Genomic DNA, 16,448 nt, shown 5'->3' on the forward strand with positions numbered 1-16,448 from the left:
ATGAATTCTCTGCAAACTGTTGAGCCGGCCCTCGACGCGGCCTGCTGTGCACCGTCCGCGCGGCCGATCCTCAGCGCGGAGGATGCCCGTCAAAAGGCCCTCGTCTTCAAGGCCCTGGCTGATCCGACCCGGCTGCGTCTGCTCTCCATGGTCAAGGCCGAAGCGTCCGGTGAATCCTGCGTCTGCGACCTCACCGAGCCGCTGGACCTGGGCCAACCCACCGTCTCCCATCACTTGAAGATCCTGGTCGACGCCGGCCTGCTGCACCGTGAAAAACGCGGCACGTGGGCCTACTACTCCCTCGTCCCTGGCGCCCTGGAGCAGACGGCCGGCCTCCTGGCCACCTTGTAAGCCACAGTTCGGCGCCCGGCGTCACGACTGGACCGCACCCAAGGAGAACATCATGACCGAGGCCCCCACCACAGAAGACCTGCTGCGCGCGATGCTGGACAACGTCAGGACGGCAACCGCCAACACGCGCCAGGCGATGGACGCCCCGGGCGACGAGAACTGGGTGCAGGACGGCGAGTCCGATGCCGAATACCTGCGGGCCATCCAACGGGACACGATCCTCAGGCTGGACGCGACCGTCCGGGACATCGAAGCACTGTTGGCTCAGCGACTGGACGGCTAGCAAGCCAGACGCGTCCCAGCCCCCGCCGCACCACAGGTGCGGCGGGGGCTGGGTCCCTGTCAGGCAGGCAGGGAACTGAGGGCAGTCAGGGCCGACAACTTCTCCTCGCCGATGGGTTCCTCGGGCAGCAACGGAATGAGGGCGACCCGGTCGGTCAGGGTGTGCACCTTCGTGATCTGTTCGATTTCGCTCGCGGCGCGGGCCCGCAGGAAAGGCGTCTGCGGGTGTGCTGCCGCGATCGAGTTGTTGATGACCCAGGCCCACGGGTGGATTCCGGCCCGTTCCAAATCACTCTTCAGCTCTTGGGCTTCCAGTACCGGCGTTGTTTCGGCCAGCGTGACCAGGACAACCTTGGTCTGGGCCGGGTCCTGCAGCCGCATGAGGGGCGTCACGAAGCCCATGGTGTCGCCGACCTGGCGGGCGATCTCCCGGTGGTACGAACCGGTGGCGTCCAGAAGCAGCAAGGTGTGTCCGGTCGGTGCCGTGTCGATCACCACGAAGTGCCGGCGGGATTCCTGGACCACCTTGGAGAACTGCCGGAAGACAGCCACCTCGTCCGTGCACGGGGACATCAGGTCCTCGGCGAGGGCCGCGCGCCCGTCATCGTCCAGGCTCCTGCCCTTGGTCTCCATCACGTGATCGCGGTACTCCTGGATGGCTGCTTCCGGATCGATGCGCGAAACCGTGAGGCCCGGGATGGAGCCGTGGAGTGTTTCGGTGAGGTGGGCTGCGGGATCGGTCGTGGTGAGGTGGACCGCATGCCCGCGTTTGGCCAGGGCGACTGCAACGGCGGCAGCGACGGTGGTCTTCCCGACCCCGCCCTTGCCCATGCACATCACGAGGCCGTGGCCGCCGAGCTCCACTTCGTTCACCAGGGCAGCCAGTGGGGCGTCCTCAATCTCGGCGACCAGCGCGGCATCATCAGGGATCTCGGCGCCGGAAGTGGGCGCGAACAGGGATTCAAGCGCCGCAATGCCGACCATATTGCCCGGTTTCAGATCCAGGACATCACGGGGCAGACCGGCGACCGCCTCGGGAATGGCTGCGATGGCAGCGGCCTCCCGGGCCCGCAGTGCCTGCGCCAGCTCCTCGTCCCCTGCGGCTTCCGGCAGGACGCCGTTGACGACGACGTATCCTCCCCCGATCCCGATCTGGTTGAGTTCGAGGTACGTCCGCTCAATTTCGCTCAGTGACGATGTCTGCGCGCGGCTGACCAGGACAAGCCGGGTCCTCGCCGGGTCCGTGAGGGCCTGGACCGCTTGGGCGTACACCTGCTTGTGCTTGTCGAGTCCCGACAGGGGGCCAAGGCAGGACGGGTCCCCTTTGCCTGCCGCCAGGAAATCGGTCCAGGAGCCGGGCAGCTGCAGCAGCCGGATCGTGTGGCCGGTCGGCGCGGTATCGAAGACGATGTGGTCGTAGTCGCCGTAGGAGGTGTCGCCGGCGAGCAGGTTGGTGAACTCGTCGAAGGAGGCGATCTCGGTGGTGCAGGAGCCCGAGAGGCTCTCGGCGATGCCGGCCAGTTCAGTCTCGGGCAGGAGCCCGCGGACAGGTGCGATGATCCGCTCCCGGTAGGCCTCGGCGGCCTGCTCCGGGTCAATTTCCAGCGCCAATAAGCCCGGTACATCCTGGATGGGAGTGACAGTGTTCCCGATGGTCACGCCGAAGACCTGCCCCACATTGGATGCGGGGTCGGTGCTGACCAGCAAAACCTTTTGACCGGACTTGGCAAGGGTGAGCGCTGTTGCACACGCTACCGAGGTCTTGCCCACACCGCCTTTGCCGGTAAAGAACAGGAAACGGGGCGCGTTCTCGAGAAACTTCACGCCGGGACCTAGCAGCAGCTCGTCGAGCCGCCGCAGCAGCCGCCGGTTTTTTCACTCAGTCCGAGCTCCGGGCGGGACTGCGGGTCAACCTTGGCTTCGCCCAGTCCGGCGAAGGCGAGCAACTGCCCGCGGCTCGGGTAGCTGCCGGTGGCGACCGTAACGCCGTCGACGATGGTGAGCGGCAGGCCTTTGGATCCGACCAGGTGCATGAACCCGCGGACCGTTTCGTCCTCCGCGAAGGCAGTCGGTTCGCTGGCGAGGTTGTGGCGCGCAATGTCGGCACCGAGGCCCTGGAGATGACGCACGTCCGCGGTCACAGCCACGAGGGACTGGTCGACGTCGGGGCCGCAAACCCCGGTGTCACAGCAGAGGGCGGATTCGTAGATTCGGATGGCAGGCATGTGGTGCTCCTTGGCTGTCGTGGTGGTTCGATTCGAAACCGATCGACCCCCTAAGCATATCGATACTTATCGATGCGCGAAAGCAGTGTCGAGGCGGGGGTCTGCTAAACCGCAGTGAACTAGGCTGGAGCAGTGACCCGCCTTATCCTTGCCTCCCAGTCCCCTGCCCGCACCAAGCTGCTGACCGATGCCGGCATCCGGCACGAAATCCTCGTCTCGGACGTCGACGAGGACGCCGTCCAGGCCCGCTACGGCGTGACAGACCCGCACGACACCGCCCTGCTGCTTGCCCGGGCCAAGGCTGAGGCCGTCGCCTCGCTGCCCGAAGCCGACGGCGCCCTGGTGATCGGCTGCGATTCGGTCTTTGAGTTCGACGGCGAGGCACACGGCAAGCCGTACACGGCCGACGTCGCCAAAGAGCGGATGCTGCGGATGAGCGGCAGCAAAGGAGTGCTGCACACCGGCCACTGGCTCGTGGACTGCAGGGACACCGAGGGCACCGATGAGTCCCAGGCCGCCGGCTCCGGCGCCACCCTCGGGCATGTCACCTCCGCCGAGGTCCACTTCATGGAGATGACCCCCGAGGAAATCGACACCTACATCGCTACCGGGGAGCCACTGCAGTGCGCTGGCTCCTTCACGATCGACGGCTACGGCGGGGCCTTCATCCGCAAGGTCGACGGCGACCCGCACGCCGTCGTCGGGCTGTCCATTTCCACCCTCCGCGGGCTGCTGGGACAGGCGCAGGTGGGCATCACCGAACTGTGGACCAGCGGCGCAGCGGATCCCGCACTGCTCCGGGCCGAGTGAGCTAATTCGCGCGCCTTTGTAGCAACCCTACAAAGGCAGGGGGCTTTACCCGCGGAATCCGCAACTAATATCGGCGGAACCCACAAAACCGCGCTAGGCTCCCTGAAGGAAAGAAGGAGACGCCTTGTCAGCAAATTCGGAGCAGTCCGCAAATCCCGTGCAGCGATCAGCCCAAGAAGGCACCGCTGTAGAAACCCGCCGAATGAGCAAGGTGCTGATCGCCAACCGCGGCGAAATCGCGGTGCGCATCATTCGCGCCGCGCGCGATGAAGGCCTCGCCTCAGTTGCGGTGTACGCGGACCCGGACCGGGACGCCCTGCACGTCAAACTCGCTGACGAGGCCTACGCCCTTGGCGGCAACACCGCCGCAGAGTCCTACCTCGTGATGGACAAGCTGATCGAGGTGGCCCACCGCTCCGGCGCCGACGCCATCCACCCCGGCTACGGCTTCCTCGCCGAGAACGCCGAGTTCGCCGCCAAGGTGATCGACGCCGGCATCACCTGGATCGGGCCCTCCCCCGCCGCGATCGCCGCCCTGGGCGACAAGGTCCAGGCCCGCCACATCGCCGAAAAGGTCGGCGCACCGCAGGTTCCCGGCACCGCCGACCCGGTGGAGTCCGCCGAGGAAATCCTTGAGTTCGTGGACAAGTTCGGCCTGCCGGTCGCCATCAAGGCAGCCTTCGGCGGCGGCGGACGCGGCATCAAGGTGGCCCGCACCCGCGAGGAAATCCCCGAGCTCTTCGAATCCGCCGTCCGCGAGGCCGTCGCGGCCTTCGGCCGTGGGGAATGCTTTATTGAACGCTTCCTGGACGCCCCCCGCCACGTCGAGACCCAGTGCCTCGCCGACGCGTACGGCAACGTTGTGGTGGTCTCCACCCGCGACTGCTCGCTGCAGCGCCGGAACCAGAAGCTCGTCGAAGAGGCACCGGCCCCGTTCCTCACGGAGGAGCAGAACCGCCGCCTCTACGAGTCCTCCAAAGCCATCCTCAAGGAGGCCGGCTACCTCGGCGCCGGCACCTGCGAGTTCCTTGTGGGCCAGGACGGCACCATCTCCTTCCTTGAGGTCAACACCCGCCTCCAGGTGGAGCACTGCGTCTCCGAGGAAGTCACCGGCATCGACCTCGTCCGCGAGCAGTTCCGGCTGGCCCGCGGCGAGGAACTCGGCTACGGGGACCCCGAAGTCCGCGGCCACTCGATCGAGTTCCGCATCACCGGCGAGGACCCGGGCCGGAACTTCATGCCCGCCCCCGGCACCATCACACGGCTGTTGAACCCGACCGGCCCCGGCGTGCGGATCGACTCCGGCGTGGAGCAGGGCGATGTCATCAGCGGCAACTTCGACTCCATGCTCTCCAAGCTGATCGTCACCGGCGCCACCCGCGCGCAGGCCCTGCAGCGCGCCCGCCGCGCCCTCGAGGAGATGGTGGTCGAAGGCATCCCCACCGTCATCCCGTTCGACCTTGCTGTGGTCACCAACCCGGATTTCGCCCCCGCCGACGGCCCGTTCAAGGTCCACACCCGCTGGATCGAGACGGCCTTCGTCAACGACATCCCCGCCTGGACGCCGACCGGCACCGAGACTGAACCGGCCGACGGCGGCGAACGCCAGCGCGTCGTCGTCGAGGTCGGCGGCAAGCGCCTGGAGGTGGTTCTCCCGGCGTCGCTGGGTACCGGGACCGGCTCGGGGGCCGCCAAGCCGGCCAAGGTCAAGAAGCGCTCCCGCAGCGGCGGCGGCGTGGCGGCGGCCAGTGGCAACGCCCTGACCTCCCCCATGCAGGGAACCATCGTGAAGGTGGCCGTCGTCGAGGGTGACCTTGTGGCCGAGGGTGATCTCGTTGTGGTGCTCGAGGCCATGAAGATGGAGCAGCCGCTCACCGCGCACCGCGCCGGAATCGTGATCGGGCTGGCCGCCGCGGCCGGCGAAACGGTCTCCGCTGGCGCCATCATCGCGCTGATTGAGGACGCGGCCGCCGAGTAGCTGCCCGACTGGCGGGACGCAGGCGCGCCTCTGGTGCCCCCGCGTCCCGTCCGTGCAGACTTGGTCTGTGAAACCATTCCTGCTCCTCGCTTCCCGGGCCGAGGACGCCGCCGCCGAGGACGAATACGAAGCCTACCTGCGCTACGGCGGCCTCGAACCCGCGCAGCTGCGGCGCATCCGAATGGAAGCCGCACCGCTGCCCCCGCTGGACCTTTCCGAGTACTCCGGTGTGATTGTGGGCGGAAGCCCGTTCACGTCCAGCGACCCCGCCGGGCAGAAAAGTGACGTCCAGCACCGGGTGGAGCATGAGCTCGCGGCCCTGCTCGACCGGATCGTGCCGGCGGACTTCCCGTTCCTCGGCGCCTGCTACGGGGTCGGGACGCTGGGCCGGCACCAGGGCGCCGTGATCGACCGGACCTACGGCGAGGGCCTTGGCGGCGTGACCATCAAGCTGACGGAGGACGGGCTGGTGGACCCCTTGCTGCGCGGGCTGCCGGAGAGCTTCACGGCCTTCACCGGCCACAAGGAAGCCTGCACCCTTCTGCCCTCCCACGCGGTGCTCCTGGCCAGCTCCGCTGCCTGCCCGGTGCATATGTTCCGGATCAAGAACAACCTGTACGCCACCCAGTTCCACCCGGAGCTCGATGCGCAGGGCCTGGCCACCAGGATCGACATCTACCGCCATGCGGGCTACTTCCCGCCCGAATCGGCCGAAATGCTGATCGAGGACGCGCGCCGGTTCTCCGCCTCGGAACCGATGAAAATCCTGCGGAACTTCGTGGAGCTCTACGCGCGCTAGCCCCCGGCCCGGGCCCAGCCCCGCCCGGCCCCGTCCGCGCTCCCGCCCAGTTGTTTTCCCGGATTCTCCTGCCGACACGGAAATGCCCGGCGTGTTCAGCTTGGGTTCTAGCGGTCGACTCTTCTATGTCTGTCAAGCCGCGTTTATCGCTATTGCCGCCGCGCTGAGCGTGCGGTAGATGCGGCGGGCCAGGTAGCGTTTGATGCAACGACGAATTTCCTTGTCCGTACGACCCTCGGCGCGTCGCTTTTCCACGTACTGGCGGGTTTCGCCATCATGGGTCATCCTGACGACCGCGACCATGTGCAAGGCGCTGTTCAGGGACCGGTCACCGCCCCGGTTCAAGCGGTGGCGGACAGTGTTCCCGGAGGACGCGGGGATCGGATTTACCCCGGCCAGGGAGGCAAATGCTGCCTCGTTGCGGACTCTGCCTTCGTGCGACCACGCGGCGAGGCACTTCGCGGCGCTGATCGCCCTGAACCCCGTCTCCTCCAGCAAGGGTGCGGCATCGCTGACCTTCACCAGCTCGTCCAGCTGGTTCTCGTTGGCCGTGAGTTGCTCATCCAGCGCCAGGACGTGTTTGGCCAGCCGCACGGCCTCAGCACGGGCGATGGACAAGGCGAGCTCTTCCTCGCGGGAACGCCACTTTGAGACCTCGGTGATCTGGGCGCCTGTGAGCTTCTGGCGGGCATCGATGCCCAGGTCATTGCCCCGCACCAGGGCGTTGAGCGCGTTGACCGACCGGGTCCGGTCCTTGCTCATGGACCCCCGCGCTGTGACCAGGATCCGCACGCCCTGGCGGACCCCGTCATGAAGGCGTGGTCGGCGCAGCTTGTCCACCGGCAGGGGCAGAACGGCCATGGCGATCTGGTGGGCGTCCAGGGCATCGGACTTGCCCACGCCACGGCGCTTCTTGGCATCCATGCGCGGCGCTTCGGCGACTGGGAATCCGTGGGTTGCCACGGTGCCGGCGAGGATCGCTCCGTAGGATGCGGCTCCTTCGATGACCCAGAGGGTGTCTGCGTCGGCGTTGGTGCGGCGTGCGATCCATTTAATGGCCCGGTTGATCCCGGCTGTGGTGGTGGGGAATGACTGCGTATCCAGTAGTGCGCCGTTGGTGGCGTCGAGGATGGCGTAAACATGGTTTCGGGCGTGCGTGTCGACACCCACGACAAATGGATGGGCATGCGCGACGATAGACATGGCGGTCATTCCTACCTTCCTCTTCACGGATGTGGTCATGGCCGTCACCGGCCAGCGCCAGTCCGGGTAGAGGTCACCAAAGGAACAGCACTGTGATGGGTCACGCCCCGCAAGGGGTGGACAATCTTCTGATCAAGCTACCGAGGTGGGCCGGACAGGTGCCGGCCGGACCACCCCGATGGACGGACAAGTCGATCGAATGACACCTGGGGGTCAGTCGCAACAGGAGTCACGTCCACGGGATGGAACGGCCGATATCTATCCTGCCAGCCAGTCCCAGACCAACTACAACCAATACTCACAGTTGCAACACCCAGAATTTTTGGGAGTTGCAACGACCGTGTCGTCTTTAACGGGAGAACCTCGAACCAACAGGAAGTACGCACAGGAGCAGAAGGATGAGTTCTTCGTCGTGTTCGACCGGCTCAAGAGCACGGGGGCGGCGGCCAGGGAGCTGGGATTGAGCCCCGATACGTGCGCCGGCTGGGTGCGTAAAGCCGGACTGAAGAGCCATGGTAAACCGGGGGCGCGCCCCCACCGGGGCCGGGATGAGTACTTCCGGTTACGCAAGGCCGGCTTGAGTCGGCGGGAGGCGGCCGCAGCGGTCAGCGTGCATACCAGGACAGCGGCGGAGTGGGACCTGGGGATTCGTAAGTCAGGCGGCCGACGCATTTACGCTGATGGGCGGGTGGTCGATTACAAACGTGGTGTGACCACTATGACCTCGCCGGCCCTCGCCCCACCGACAGCGGCTCTCGAGAAACTCATCGACCCGCGATTTCTTAGCGTGCAGGAGCGGGAGATGATCCGGGACCTGAAAGCCTCGGGTTCGTCGATGCGGGCGATCGCCAGCGCGCTTGGCCGTTCGGCTTCAGCGATCAGCCGCGAGCTGGGCCGAAATGCCGATGCCCTGTTGGGCTATCTGCCCCACGGGGCGCAGCGGAAGGCCGCTGCCCGGCGGGCACGACCCAAAACCGCCAAGCTCGCTGGCGAGTCGGACCTGCGCGACTATGTGAAGGCCAAGCTGCTCATACGCTGGTCTCCGGAGCAGATCAGCCACACCCTGGTCAAAAAGTTCCCCGACCAACCGGAGATGCGTGTGAGTCCAGAGACGATTTATCAAGCCCTCTACGTCCAGGCCAGAGGCGGACTCAAACGCGAAATACAGGCCGCGCTGCGCACAGGCCGGACCCGCCGGAAACACCACCAGAGCGGGGAACAGCGCACCTCCCGGTTCGTGGATCCGATGGTCATGATCTCCGAGCGTCCACCCGAGATCGAGGACCGCGCAGTACCCGGCCATTGGGAGGGGGATCTCATCACCGGCGCCTACAACCAGTCCGCGATCGGAACCCTGGTCGAACGCACCACCCGCTACGTGATGCTCGTCCACCTGCCAAATGACCACACCGCCGAAACCGTCCGGGACGGGCTCATCAACACCATCTCTGCCCTGCCGGCACATCTGCGAGGCTCTCTGACCTGGGACCCGGGCGCGGAAATGGCCGCCCACAAGACCTTCACCCTGGCCACCGAAATGCAGGTTTACTTCTGCGACCCAGCCAGCCCCTGGCAGCGCGGTTCGAACGAGAACACCAACGGGCTGCTGCGCCAGTACTTCCCCAAAAGCACCGACCTGTCCGCCTACGGACCTGAAGACCTCGAACACGTCGCCCAGGAGCTCAACGGCCGCCCACGCAAAACGCTCGGCTGGGATACCCCAGCCGAGCGTCTACGTGATTTACTACTAACCACCTAACCACCAGGTGTTGCAACGACCCCTAGAAACCGCCCAGTGAACACGCCGGGCATTTCTGTCAGCAACCGGGCTGGAGCGTCAGCCCCGGCCGGGGAAGGAGCGTCAGGCTACGTTGTTGGTGTAGTCCAGGTCGCGGGTTTCCTTGCTGACGAACAGTGCGATCAGCGTCAGCACGGACATGGAGGCGAGGTACACGCCGACCAGGACGGGGCTGCCCTTCGCCATTTCCCAAAGCCAGACGGCGATGAACGGGGCAACGGCCGCACCGAGGATGCTGGAGAAGTTGTAGCTGATGGCGGAGCCGGTATACCGGACGTTCGTCGGGAACAGCTCCGGCAGCAGCGCACCCATGGGCCCGAAGGTCAGCCCCATCAGGGAGAAGCCGATGATCAGCAGGGCCATCGTGCCCACGAAGCCGGCGCTGAACAGCGGGACAAAGAGCAGGCCGAAGCCGAAAATACCGAGGGTCACGGCGATCAGCATCTTGCGGCGGCCGTACTTCTCCGCCAGCGGGCCGGAGACCAGGGTGAAGATACCGAAGAACACAACACCGGCAATCAGCATCCAGAGGAAGTCGTTGCGGGTGTAGCCCAAGCCGGGGACGAACGCGGCCGCGGCCGCCTCGGTCATCGGCTTGCCGGCCTTCTCGGCGGCAGCCTTGGCTGCGTCCAGGGTGGCGGCGCGGGTGCCGTAGGTCAGCGTGAACGTTGTCATCAGGTAGAACAGCACGTAGGTGGCAAGCATGATGAACGTGCCCAGGATCAGCTGGCGCCAGCTGGTCTTGAAGACCCGGGCCAGCGGCAGCTTGGCGACCTCGTTGGATTCCAGGACCTTGGTGAAGGCCGGGGTCTCGATCAGTTTGAGCCGGACGTAGAGGCCGATGATGACCATCACGGCGCTGAGCAGGAACGGCACACGCCAGCCCCACTCCATAAAGGCGTCCGGCGTCAGGGTGTAGCTGAAGACCAGGAAGATCACGTTGGCGATGATGAAGCCGATCGGGGCACCCAGCTGCGGGAACGTGCCGTAGATGGCACGTTTGTTCGCCGGGGCGTTTTCGGTGGCGAGCAGGGCCGCGCCGCTCCATTCGCCGCCGAGCGCAAGGCCCTGGGCGAAGCGCATCACAACCAGCAGCGCCGGGGCCCAGAAGGTCCAGCCCGGGACAAGGGCCGTCGGAAGGCAGCCGATCAGGAAGGTGGCAATACCCATGGTCAGCAGCGATGCGACCAGGGTGCCCTTGCGGCCGAACTTGTCACCGAAGTGGCCAAAGACAATGGAGCCGAGCGGCCGGGCGATGAACGCGACGCCGAACACCGCGAAGGATGCCAGGAGCTGTGTGGTCTCGTTCTGGTTCGGGAAGAAGAGTTTCGGGAAGACAAGCACAGCGGCCGTGGCGTACACGTAGAAGTCGTAGAACTCAACGGTGGTGCCAATCAGGCTGGCGACGATGACGCGGCCGCGCGAGTTCACTGGTTTGGCGGACCCATGCTCCGTGGAGGTGGCAGTGGATGACATGTAGTAGCGCTTTCATGAAGACCGGACCAGTGCTGTAAAAGCCGCCCGGAAGAGGATACGTATGCTTACATAATAGGATCTGGCGTCCAATCGATGGACAGAAGTTCCACTATTTGGACATCGTGATTTGTCTCACGTGGTGGTCATCACACTACGCCAACCTTCGCCCCTCACGCCGCCACTAACGCGCCGATAGGCAAACGTCACAGCACGTTAACAAACGGCGAGGGTCCCGGAAACGCGGCTTCCCTACTTTGGAAGGACAACATCCCCAAAGGAGGTCCCCGTGACTGCTGAACGAACTGCGAGCGCCGATGCCGGCGTTTCCCCCGGCACTTCCCCCCGCCTCGACGCCGGCACCACCCTCGGCGGTTCCGCCCTCGAATTCCGTCCCGGGCGCTGGATCGCCAACTGGGATGCCGAGAACAAGGAACAGTGGGAGTCCCAGGGACGCTCCATCGCCCGCCGCAACCTGAACTGGTCCATCTTCGCCGAGTTCCTGGGCTTCGTGGTGTGGCAGCTGTGGTCGATTGTGGTCGTCCAGCTGCCTGCGGCCGGCTTCACCTTCACCACGTCGGAAATCTTCTGGCTGATCTCCATGCCCAGCCTCGTGGGCGCTACCCTCCGGATCCCCTATACCTTTATGGTCCCCCGCTTCGGCGGCCGGAACTGGACCATCGTCTCGGCCCTGCTCCTGCTGATCCCCTCGATCGGCCTGGCCATGTGCGTCGCCAACCCGGAGACCCCGTTCGGGACCATGCTGTTCGTCGCGGCGCTGGCCGGCTTCGGCGGCGGCAACTTCGCCAGCTCCATGGCCAACATCACCTTCTTCTACCCGGCCCGCGAGAAGGGCTGGGCGCTGGGACTGAACGCCGCCGGCGGGAACCTCGGCGCCGCCGTCGCACAGCTTGCCGTACCGATTGCCATCACCCTGCTGGCAGCCGGCACCGTCAACCTGCCGGTCGCCGGACTCATGTGGGTCCCGCTGATCCTGCTCGCCGCGTTCGGCGCCTGGAAGTACATGGACAACCTCACCAGCGCCAAGGGCGACGTCGCGGGTTCACTCGCCGCGCTCAAGGAACGGCACCTGTGGATCATGGCGCTGCTGTACATCGGAACCTTCGGCTCGTTCATCGGTTTCGCCGGCGTGTTCCCCAAGCTCATCAAGGACTACTTCCCGGCGTTCTCCTCGATCGGCGTCGGCACCGTTGCCCTGTCCCTGGCCTTCCTGGGCCCGCTGGTCGGCTCGCTGGCCCGCCCCTACGGCGGACGCATGGCGGACCGCATGGGTGGCGCCCGGATGACCGTCGCCGCGTTCGCCGCGATGGCCGTCATCACCCTGACGATGATCTGGACGCTGCCGCTGAAGAACTTCTGGTTCTTCCTGGTCCTGTTCCTGTTCCTGTTCACCGCCAGCGGCTTCGGGAACGGCGCCACCTACCGGATGATCCCGGTCATCTTCGCCACCTCCAGCCGGGCAGCACGGGCCGGCGCCAGCACGGTGACCACCCAGCGCCTCGCGTCCTCGGCCCTCGGCCTCATCTCGGCCATCGGCGCCTACGGCGGGTTCGTCATCCCGCAGGTCCTCAACGCCTCCAACACCGCCAGCGGCTCCTACACCCCCGCGTTCTACGGCTTCGTGGGGGCCTATGTCCTGATGCTGGCCGTGTGCTGGTTCTGCTACATCCGCAACGCCAACCGAAACGCGATGGGACACGTCTAACATGACCACCGGCGCCGACACGCACTGCCCCTACTGCGCCCTGCAGTGCGCCATGACGCTCACCGCCCCAGCGGTCCTGACCCCGGCTACCCAGCCGGGGTCAGACCCCGTGCCGGAGCAGCCGGCCGCCCTCCCCGACGCGCCGCTCGACGCGCCCCTCAATGTGACGGGCCGCGACTTCCCCACCAACCGCGGCGGACTCTGCCGCAAGGGCTGGACGTCGGCGTCGCTGCTGAACCACCCCGGACGCGTCACCGAACCGCTGCTCAAAGGCGCCGACGGCGTCCACCGTCCGGTCAGCTGGGACACAGCCCTGGAACTCATCACCACCGCCGTCAAGAACACCCGCACCCGCTACGGGGCAGACGCCATCGGAGTCTTCGGCGGCGGCGGGCTCACCAACGAGAAGGCATACCAGCTGGGCAAGTTCGCCCGCCTGGCCCTGGGCACCTCGCGGATCGACTACAACGGCCGGTTCTGCATGTCCTCCGCCGCGGCCGCCGGGATGCGCGCCTTCGGCCTGGACCGCGGCCTCCCGTTCCCGCTGGCGGACCTCGATTCCGCCAGCACCATCCTGATGCTCGGATCCAACGTCGCCGAGACCATGCCGCCGTTCGTCCAGCACCTGCAGGGGGCCCGCGACGCCGGCGGCCTGATCGTCGTCGACCCCCGCCGCTCGGCCACCGCGGCGTTCACCTCCGACGGCGGCGGCCTGCACCTGCAGCCGCTGCCCGGCACCGACCTCGCCCTGCTGCTGGGCCTGGCCCACGTCGTGATCCACGAGGGCCTCGCCGACGCCGGCTATATTTCGTCCCGCACAAACGGCTACGACGCCCTGGCCCGGAGCGTCGCCTCCTACTGGCCCGAACGCGTCCAGTCCCTCACCGGCGTCCCGGCCGGCCTGATCCGCGACACCGCCCGCCGGCTCGCCGACGGCGCACGCCGGGGCGGCAGCTACATCCTCACCGGCCGGGGCGTGGAACAGCACGTCGACGGCACGGATACCGCCACCGCCGCCATCAACCTCTCGCTGCTGCTGGGCCTGCCCGGCTCCGCGCGCAGCGGCTACGGCACGCTCACGGGCCAGGGTAACGGCCAGGGCGGACGCGAACACGGCCAGAAGGCGGACCAGCTCCCCGGCTACCGCAAGATCACCGACCCCGCAGCCCGCGCCCACGTGGCTGCCGTGTGGGGCGTTCCTGAATCGCTGATCCCCGGACCCGGCCTCCCCGCCGTCGAACTTCTCAAGTCCCTGGGACAGCCCGACGGCGTCCGTTGCCTCTTCGTGCACGGCGCCAACGTTGCCGTTTCCGCGCCGGACGCCAACGCCGTGATCGCCGGCCTGCGGAGCCTGGACTTCCTGGTGGTCTGCGACTTCTTCCTCTCCGAGACCGCCGCGGAGGCGGACCTGGTCCTGCCGGTCACCCAGTGGGCCGAGGAGGAAGGCACCCTGACCAACCTTGAAGGACGGGTGCTCCGCCGCCGCCGGGCCATCGCTCCCCCGCCCGGGGTGCGCAGCGAGTTGTGGATCATGAGCCGGCTGGCCGAGGCCCTGGACGCGCCGTCCACTTTCAGCGAGGATCCGGAAACCGTCTTCGGGGATCTCCGGCTCGCCTCCTCCGGCGGCCTGGCCGACTACTCCGGGATCGACTACGCCATGCTGGACCGCGGCGAGGCCGCCTACTGGCCCTACCCCGCCGGCAGCACCGGAACGCCGCGGTTGTTCCTCGATTCCTTTGCCCACCCGGACGGGCGGGCGGTGTTCACCCCGGTGACGCCCCGCCGTCGTGCTGTTTCTTCGGCTTCCGCCGGCGTTGCGGCTGTGGCGGACCGGGCCGGCACACCGATGACCCTGATCACCGGCCGGCTAATGGAGCATTACCAGTCCGGCGCGCAGACCCGGCGGGTGGCCGCACTGGCCGAGGCCCAGCCGGAAGCACGGTTGCAGATCCATCCGGCGGCCGCCGCCGCGCAGGGCATCGCAGAGGGCGACGTCGTCTCCATTACCAACGGGCGCGGCGAGGTGTCCTGCCGCGCCGCGCTGAGCACGGAGATCCGGCCCGAAACGGTGTTCCTGCCTTTCCACTTCCCGGAGCTGGAAAGTGCCAACCGCCTCACGGAGGCGGCCACGGACCCGATCTCCGGGATGCCGGAATTCAAATTCAGCCACGTCTGGGTCCGGCCCGGCGCTGCCAGTCTCCGTGCCACTGAACTGCAGAAGGAAGGTGCGTCATGACTGAGCGCATTGTTGTTGTGGGCTTCGGGCCGGTGGCCGCGCGGCTGGTCGATGAGCTGCTGCCGGCGGTCCGCAGCGGGCTGGCGCACCTGACGGTGATCGGCGAGGAGGCGGAAGCCGCGTACAACCGCGTGCTGGTGGCGGACCTCGGCGTCGGCCGGACCACGGCGTCGGCTCTGGCGCTCTCCGATGCCGCCGCGCTGATTGCCGACGGCGTCGACGTCCGGCTGGGCGTCCGGGTCCGCCGCGTGGACCGCGCCCGGCAGCAGCTGGTCCTCAGCGACAGCACCTCCGCCGGCTACGACCGGCTCGTCTTCGCCACCGGCTCCCGCCCGGTGATCCCCAACCTCACCGGGATCAACCCGGACCCCGCCGCCCCGGTGCTGCCGCCGGGCGTCACCGCGCTCCGGGATCTGCGCGATGCCTCAGTACTTCGGGCAGCAGTGGCCGGCGGCAAGCGCGTGGTGGTCCTCGGCGGCGGCGTGCTGGGCCTGGAGACGGCCCTCGCCGCGGCCGAGGAAGGCGCCACGGTCACCGTGGTGCACAACGGCCCGCATCCGCTGGGCCGGAACATCGACCGCGGCGGCGGGGCGGTGCTTGCGGCGGCGCTGCGGAACTGCGGCGTGCGCATGGCCGGCAACGCCCGCTCCACGGGGGTCGAGCACAACGCACCCGACGGCGACTTCTCGGCGCTGCTGCTCGATGACGGGTCCGCGATCGATGGCGACCTCCTGGTGCTCTCCTGCGGCGTCCGGCCGCGGACCGAGCTCGCGGAGGGCTGCGGGCTCTCCACCGGCGCCGGAATTCTGGTGGACCACAAGCTCCGGGCGCACCACGAGCCGCACATCTTTGCGATCGGCGACTGCGCCGAGGTCCGGTGCCCCGATCAGGAATGCCATGAGTGCCGCACCGCGCATGGTCCGTCCGGGCTGGTGGGCCCGGGCTGGAGGCAGGCCGAATGGCTCGCCGAGTACCTGACACTGCTGGCATCGGGGGCCCCGGAGGCGGAGCTCCTGCTTCCCTTGCCGGCCGAACTGCCGGGCGTCATTGTCCTCAAGGCCCACGGCCTGACCATGGCCGTCGCCGGGGATGTTTCCGCGGATCCCTGGGATGAGGAAGCCCTGTGTGCGGGGGCCGCGGACGGCCGCCCGAGGCTGCAGATCGCACAGTGGGCGGACCCCGAGCATGGCCGCTACGTGAAGATGACGACCCGCGCCGGGGTGCTCGAAGGCCTCGTGGCGGTGGGCATGCCCCGCACCGCAGCGGAACTGGTGCAGCTGTTCGAGCGGGGCGCCGAACTCCCCGCGGACCGGTCGCTCCTGCTGCGCCTTGACGGACCGGACCAGACGGCAGCTACCGGCGCGGCCGACCCCGAGCGGACCGTGTGCCGGTGCGCCGGGGTCAGCGGCACCAAGATTGCTGCTGCGGTGACCGACGGCTGCGGGACGGTGGCCGAGGTGTCAGGCGCCACCCGCGCCGGGACAGGCTGCGGCGGCTGCCATGACGACATCAAGGGGATCATCGAAAAGCACTTTCAGGGGGCGGTTGCCTGACACGGGTTCGGCGA

At 67.4% G+C, this 16,448-nt stretch carries 13 protein-coding genes; 9 read left to right on the plus strand and 4 right to left on the minus strand.

All coding sequences use genetic code 11. The annotated features are described in order from the left end of the window. Both GXK59_RS11840 and GXK59_RS11845 read left to right on the plus strand, forming a co-directional pair. Positions 1 to 351: an ArsR/SmtB family transcription factor gene (locus tag GXK59_RS11840; protein WP_160666993.1), complete on the plus strand. Its 351-nt coding sequence runs from the start codon at positions 1 to 3 to the stop codon at positions 349 to 351. 52 nt (positions 352 to 403) lie between these two features. Beyond that, on the plus strand, positions 404 to 634 hold the full coding sequence (locus GXK59_RS11845; protein ID WP_160666995.1) for a hypothetical protein: 231 nt from the start codon (positions 404 to 406) through the stop codon (positions 632 to 634). A 59-nt stretch (positions 635 to 693) separates the two neighbouring features. Here the strand turns inward: GXK59_RS11845 and arsA are convergent, their stop codons facing one another. Both arsA and arsD read right to left on the minus strand, forming a co-directional pair. Further along, positions 694 to 2,457 carry an arsenical pump-driving ATPase gene (gene arsA, locus GXK59_RS11850; RefSeq protein ID WP_160666997.1) on the minus strand — a complete coding sequence of 588 codons (1,764 nt, stop codon included), beginning with the start codon at positions 2,455 to 2,457 and terminating at the stop codon, positions 694 to 696. Between the two features lie 8 nt (positions 2,458 to 2,465). Beyond that, on the minus strand, positions 2,466 to 2,858 hold the full coding sequence (gene arsD / locus GXK59_RS11855; RefSeq protein ID WP_160666999.1) for an arsenite efflux transporter metallochaperone ArsD: 393 nt from the start codon (positions 2,856 to 2,858) through the stop codon (positions 2,466 to 2,468). Positions 2,859 to 2,990: 132 nt separating this feature from the next. On the opposite strand from arsD, the gene GXK59_RS11860 reads away from it, so the two are divergent. From GXK59_RS11860 to GXK59_RS11870, 3 genes are all read left to right on the plus strand, one after another. Next, positions 2,991 to 3,668: a Maf family protein gene (locus tag GXK59_RS11860; protein ID WP_160667001.1), complete on the plus strand. Its 678-nt coding sequence runs from the start codon at positions 2,991 to 2,993 to the stop codon at positions 3,666 to 3,668. A gap of 202 nt (positions 3,669 to 3,870) precedes the next feature. Next, positions 3,871 to 5,646: an acetyl/propionyl/methylcrotonyl-CoA carboxylase subunit alpha gene (locus GXK59_RS11865; RefSeq protein WP_160667003.1), complete on the plus strand. Its 1,776-nt coding sequence runs from the start codon at positions 3,871 to 3,873 to the stop codon at positions 5,644 to 5,646. Positions 5,647 to 5,713: 67 nt separating this feature from the next. After that, positions 5,714 to 6,445: a glutamine amidotransferase gene (locus GXK59_RS11870; protein WP_160667005.1), complete on the plus strand. Its 732-nt coding sequence runs from the start codon at positions 5,714 to 5,716 to the stop codon at positions 6,443 to 6,445. 132 nt (positions 6,446 to 6,577) lie between these two features. On the opposite strand, the gene GXK59_RS11875 is transcribed toward GXK59_RS11870, so the two are convergent. After that, entirely contained in the window at positions 6,578 to 7,657 is a 1,080-nt protein-coding gene (locus tag GXK59_RS11875; RefSeq protein ID WP_160667007.1) for an IS110 family transposase, read from the minus strand. Between the two features lie 568 nt (positions 7,658 to 8,225). Here GXK59_RS11875 and GXK59_RS11880 point away from each other — a divergent pair. Continuing rightward, positions 8,226 to 9,407, plus strand: a complete 1,182-nt coding sequence (locus GXK59_RS11880; protein ID WP_160667009.1) for an IS30 family transposase — start codon at positions 8,226 to 8,228, stop codon at positions 9,405 to 9,407. 102 nt (positions 9,408 to 9,509) lie between these two features. Here GXK59_RS11880 and GXK59_RS11885 read toward each other — a convergent pair whose 3' ends face one another. Then, positions 9,510 to 10,922 carry an MFS transporter gene (locus tag GXK59_RS11885; protein ID WP_160667011.1) on the minus strand — a complete coding sequence of 471 codons (1,413 nt, stop codon included), beginning with the start codon at positions 10,920 to 10,922 and terminating at the stop codon, positions 9,510 to 9,512. Between the two features lie 286 nt (positions 10,923 to 11,208). Here GXK59_RS11885 and GXK59_RS11890 point away from each other — a divergent pair, with 286 nt between their 5' ends. From GXK59_RS11890 to GXK59_RS11900, 3 genes are read left to right on the plus strand one after another with little or no spacing between them, the layout of a single operon-like run. Next, positions 11,209 to 12,645, plus strand: a complete 1,437-nt coding sequence (locus GXK59_RS11890) for an MFS transporter (protein WP_160667013.1) — start codon at positions 11,209 to 11,211, stop codon at positions 12,643 to 12,645. A gap of 1 nt (position 12,646) precedes the next feature. Beyond that, complete coding sequence (locus GXK59_RS11895) at positions 12,647 to 14,881, plus strand: molybdopterin oxidoreductase family protein (protein ID WP_160667015.1); 2,235 nt, start codon at positions 12,647 to 12,649, stop codon at positions 14,879 to 14,881. Then, complete coding sequence (locus GXK59_RS11900; protein WP_160667017.1) at positions 14,878 to 16,434, plus strand: FAD-dependent oxidoreductase; 1,557 nt, start codon at positions 14,878 to 14,880, stop codon at positions 16,432 to 16,434. Before GXK59_RS11895 ends, GXK59_RS11900 begins: the two co-directional genes overlap by 4 nt. Positions 16,435 to 16,448 lie beyond the last annotated feature (14 nt).

The sequence above is a fragment of the Pseudarthrobacter sp. ATCC 49987 genome (assembly GCF_009928425.1).
Lineage (GTDB): Bacteria > Actinomycetota > Actinomycetes > Actinomycetales > Micrococcaceae > Arthrobacter.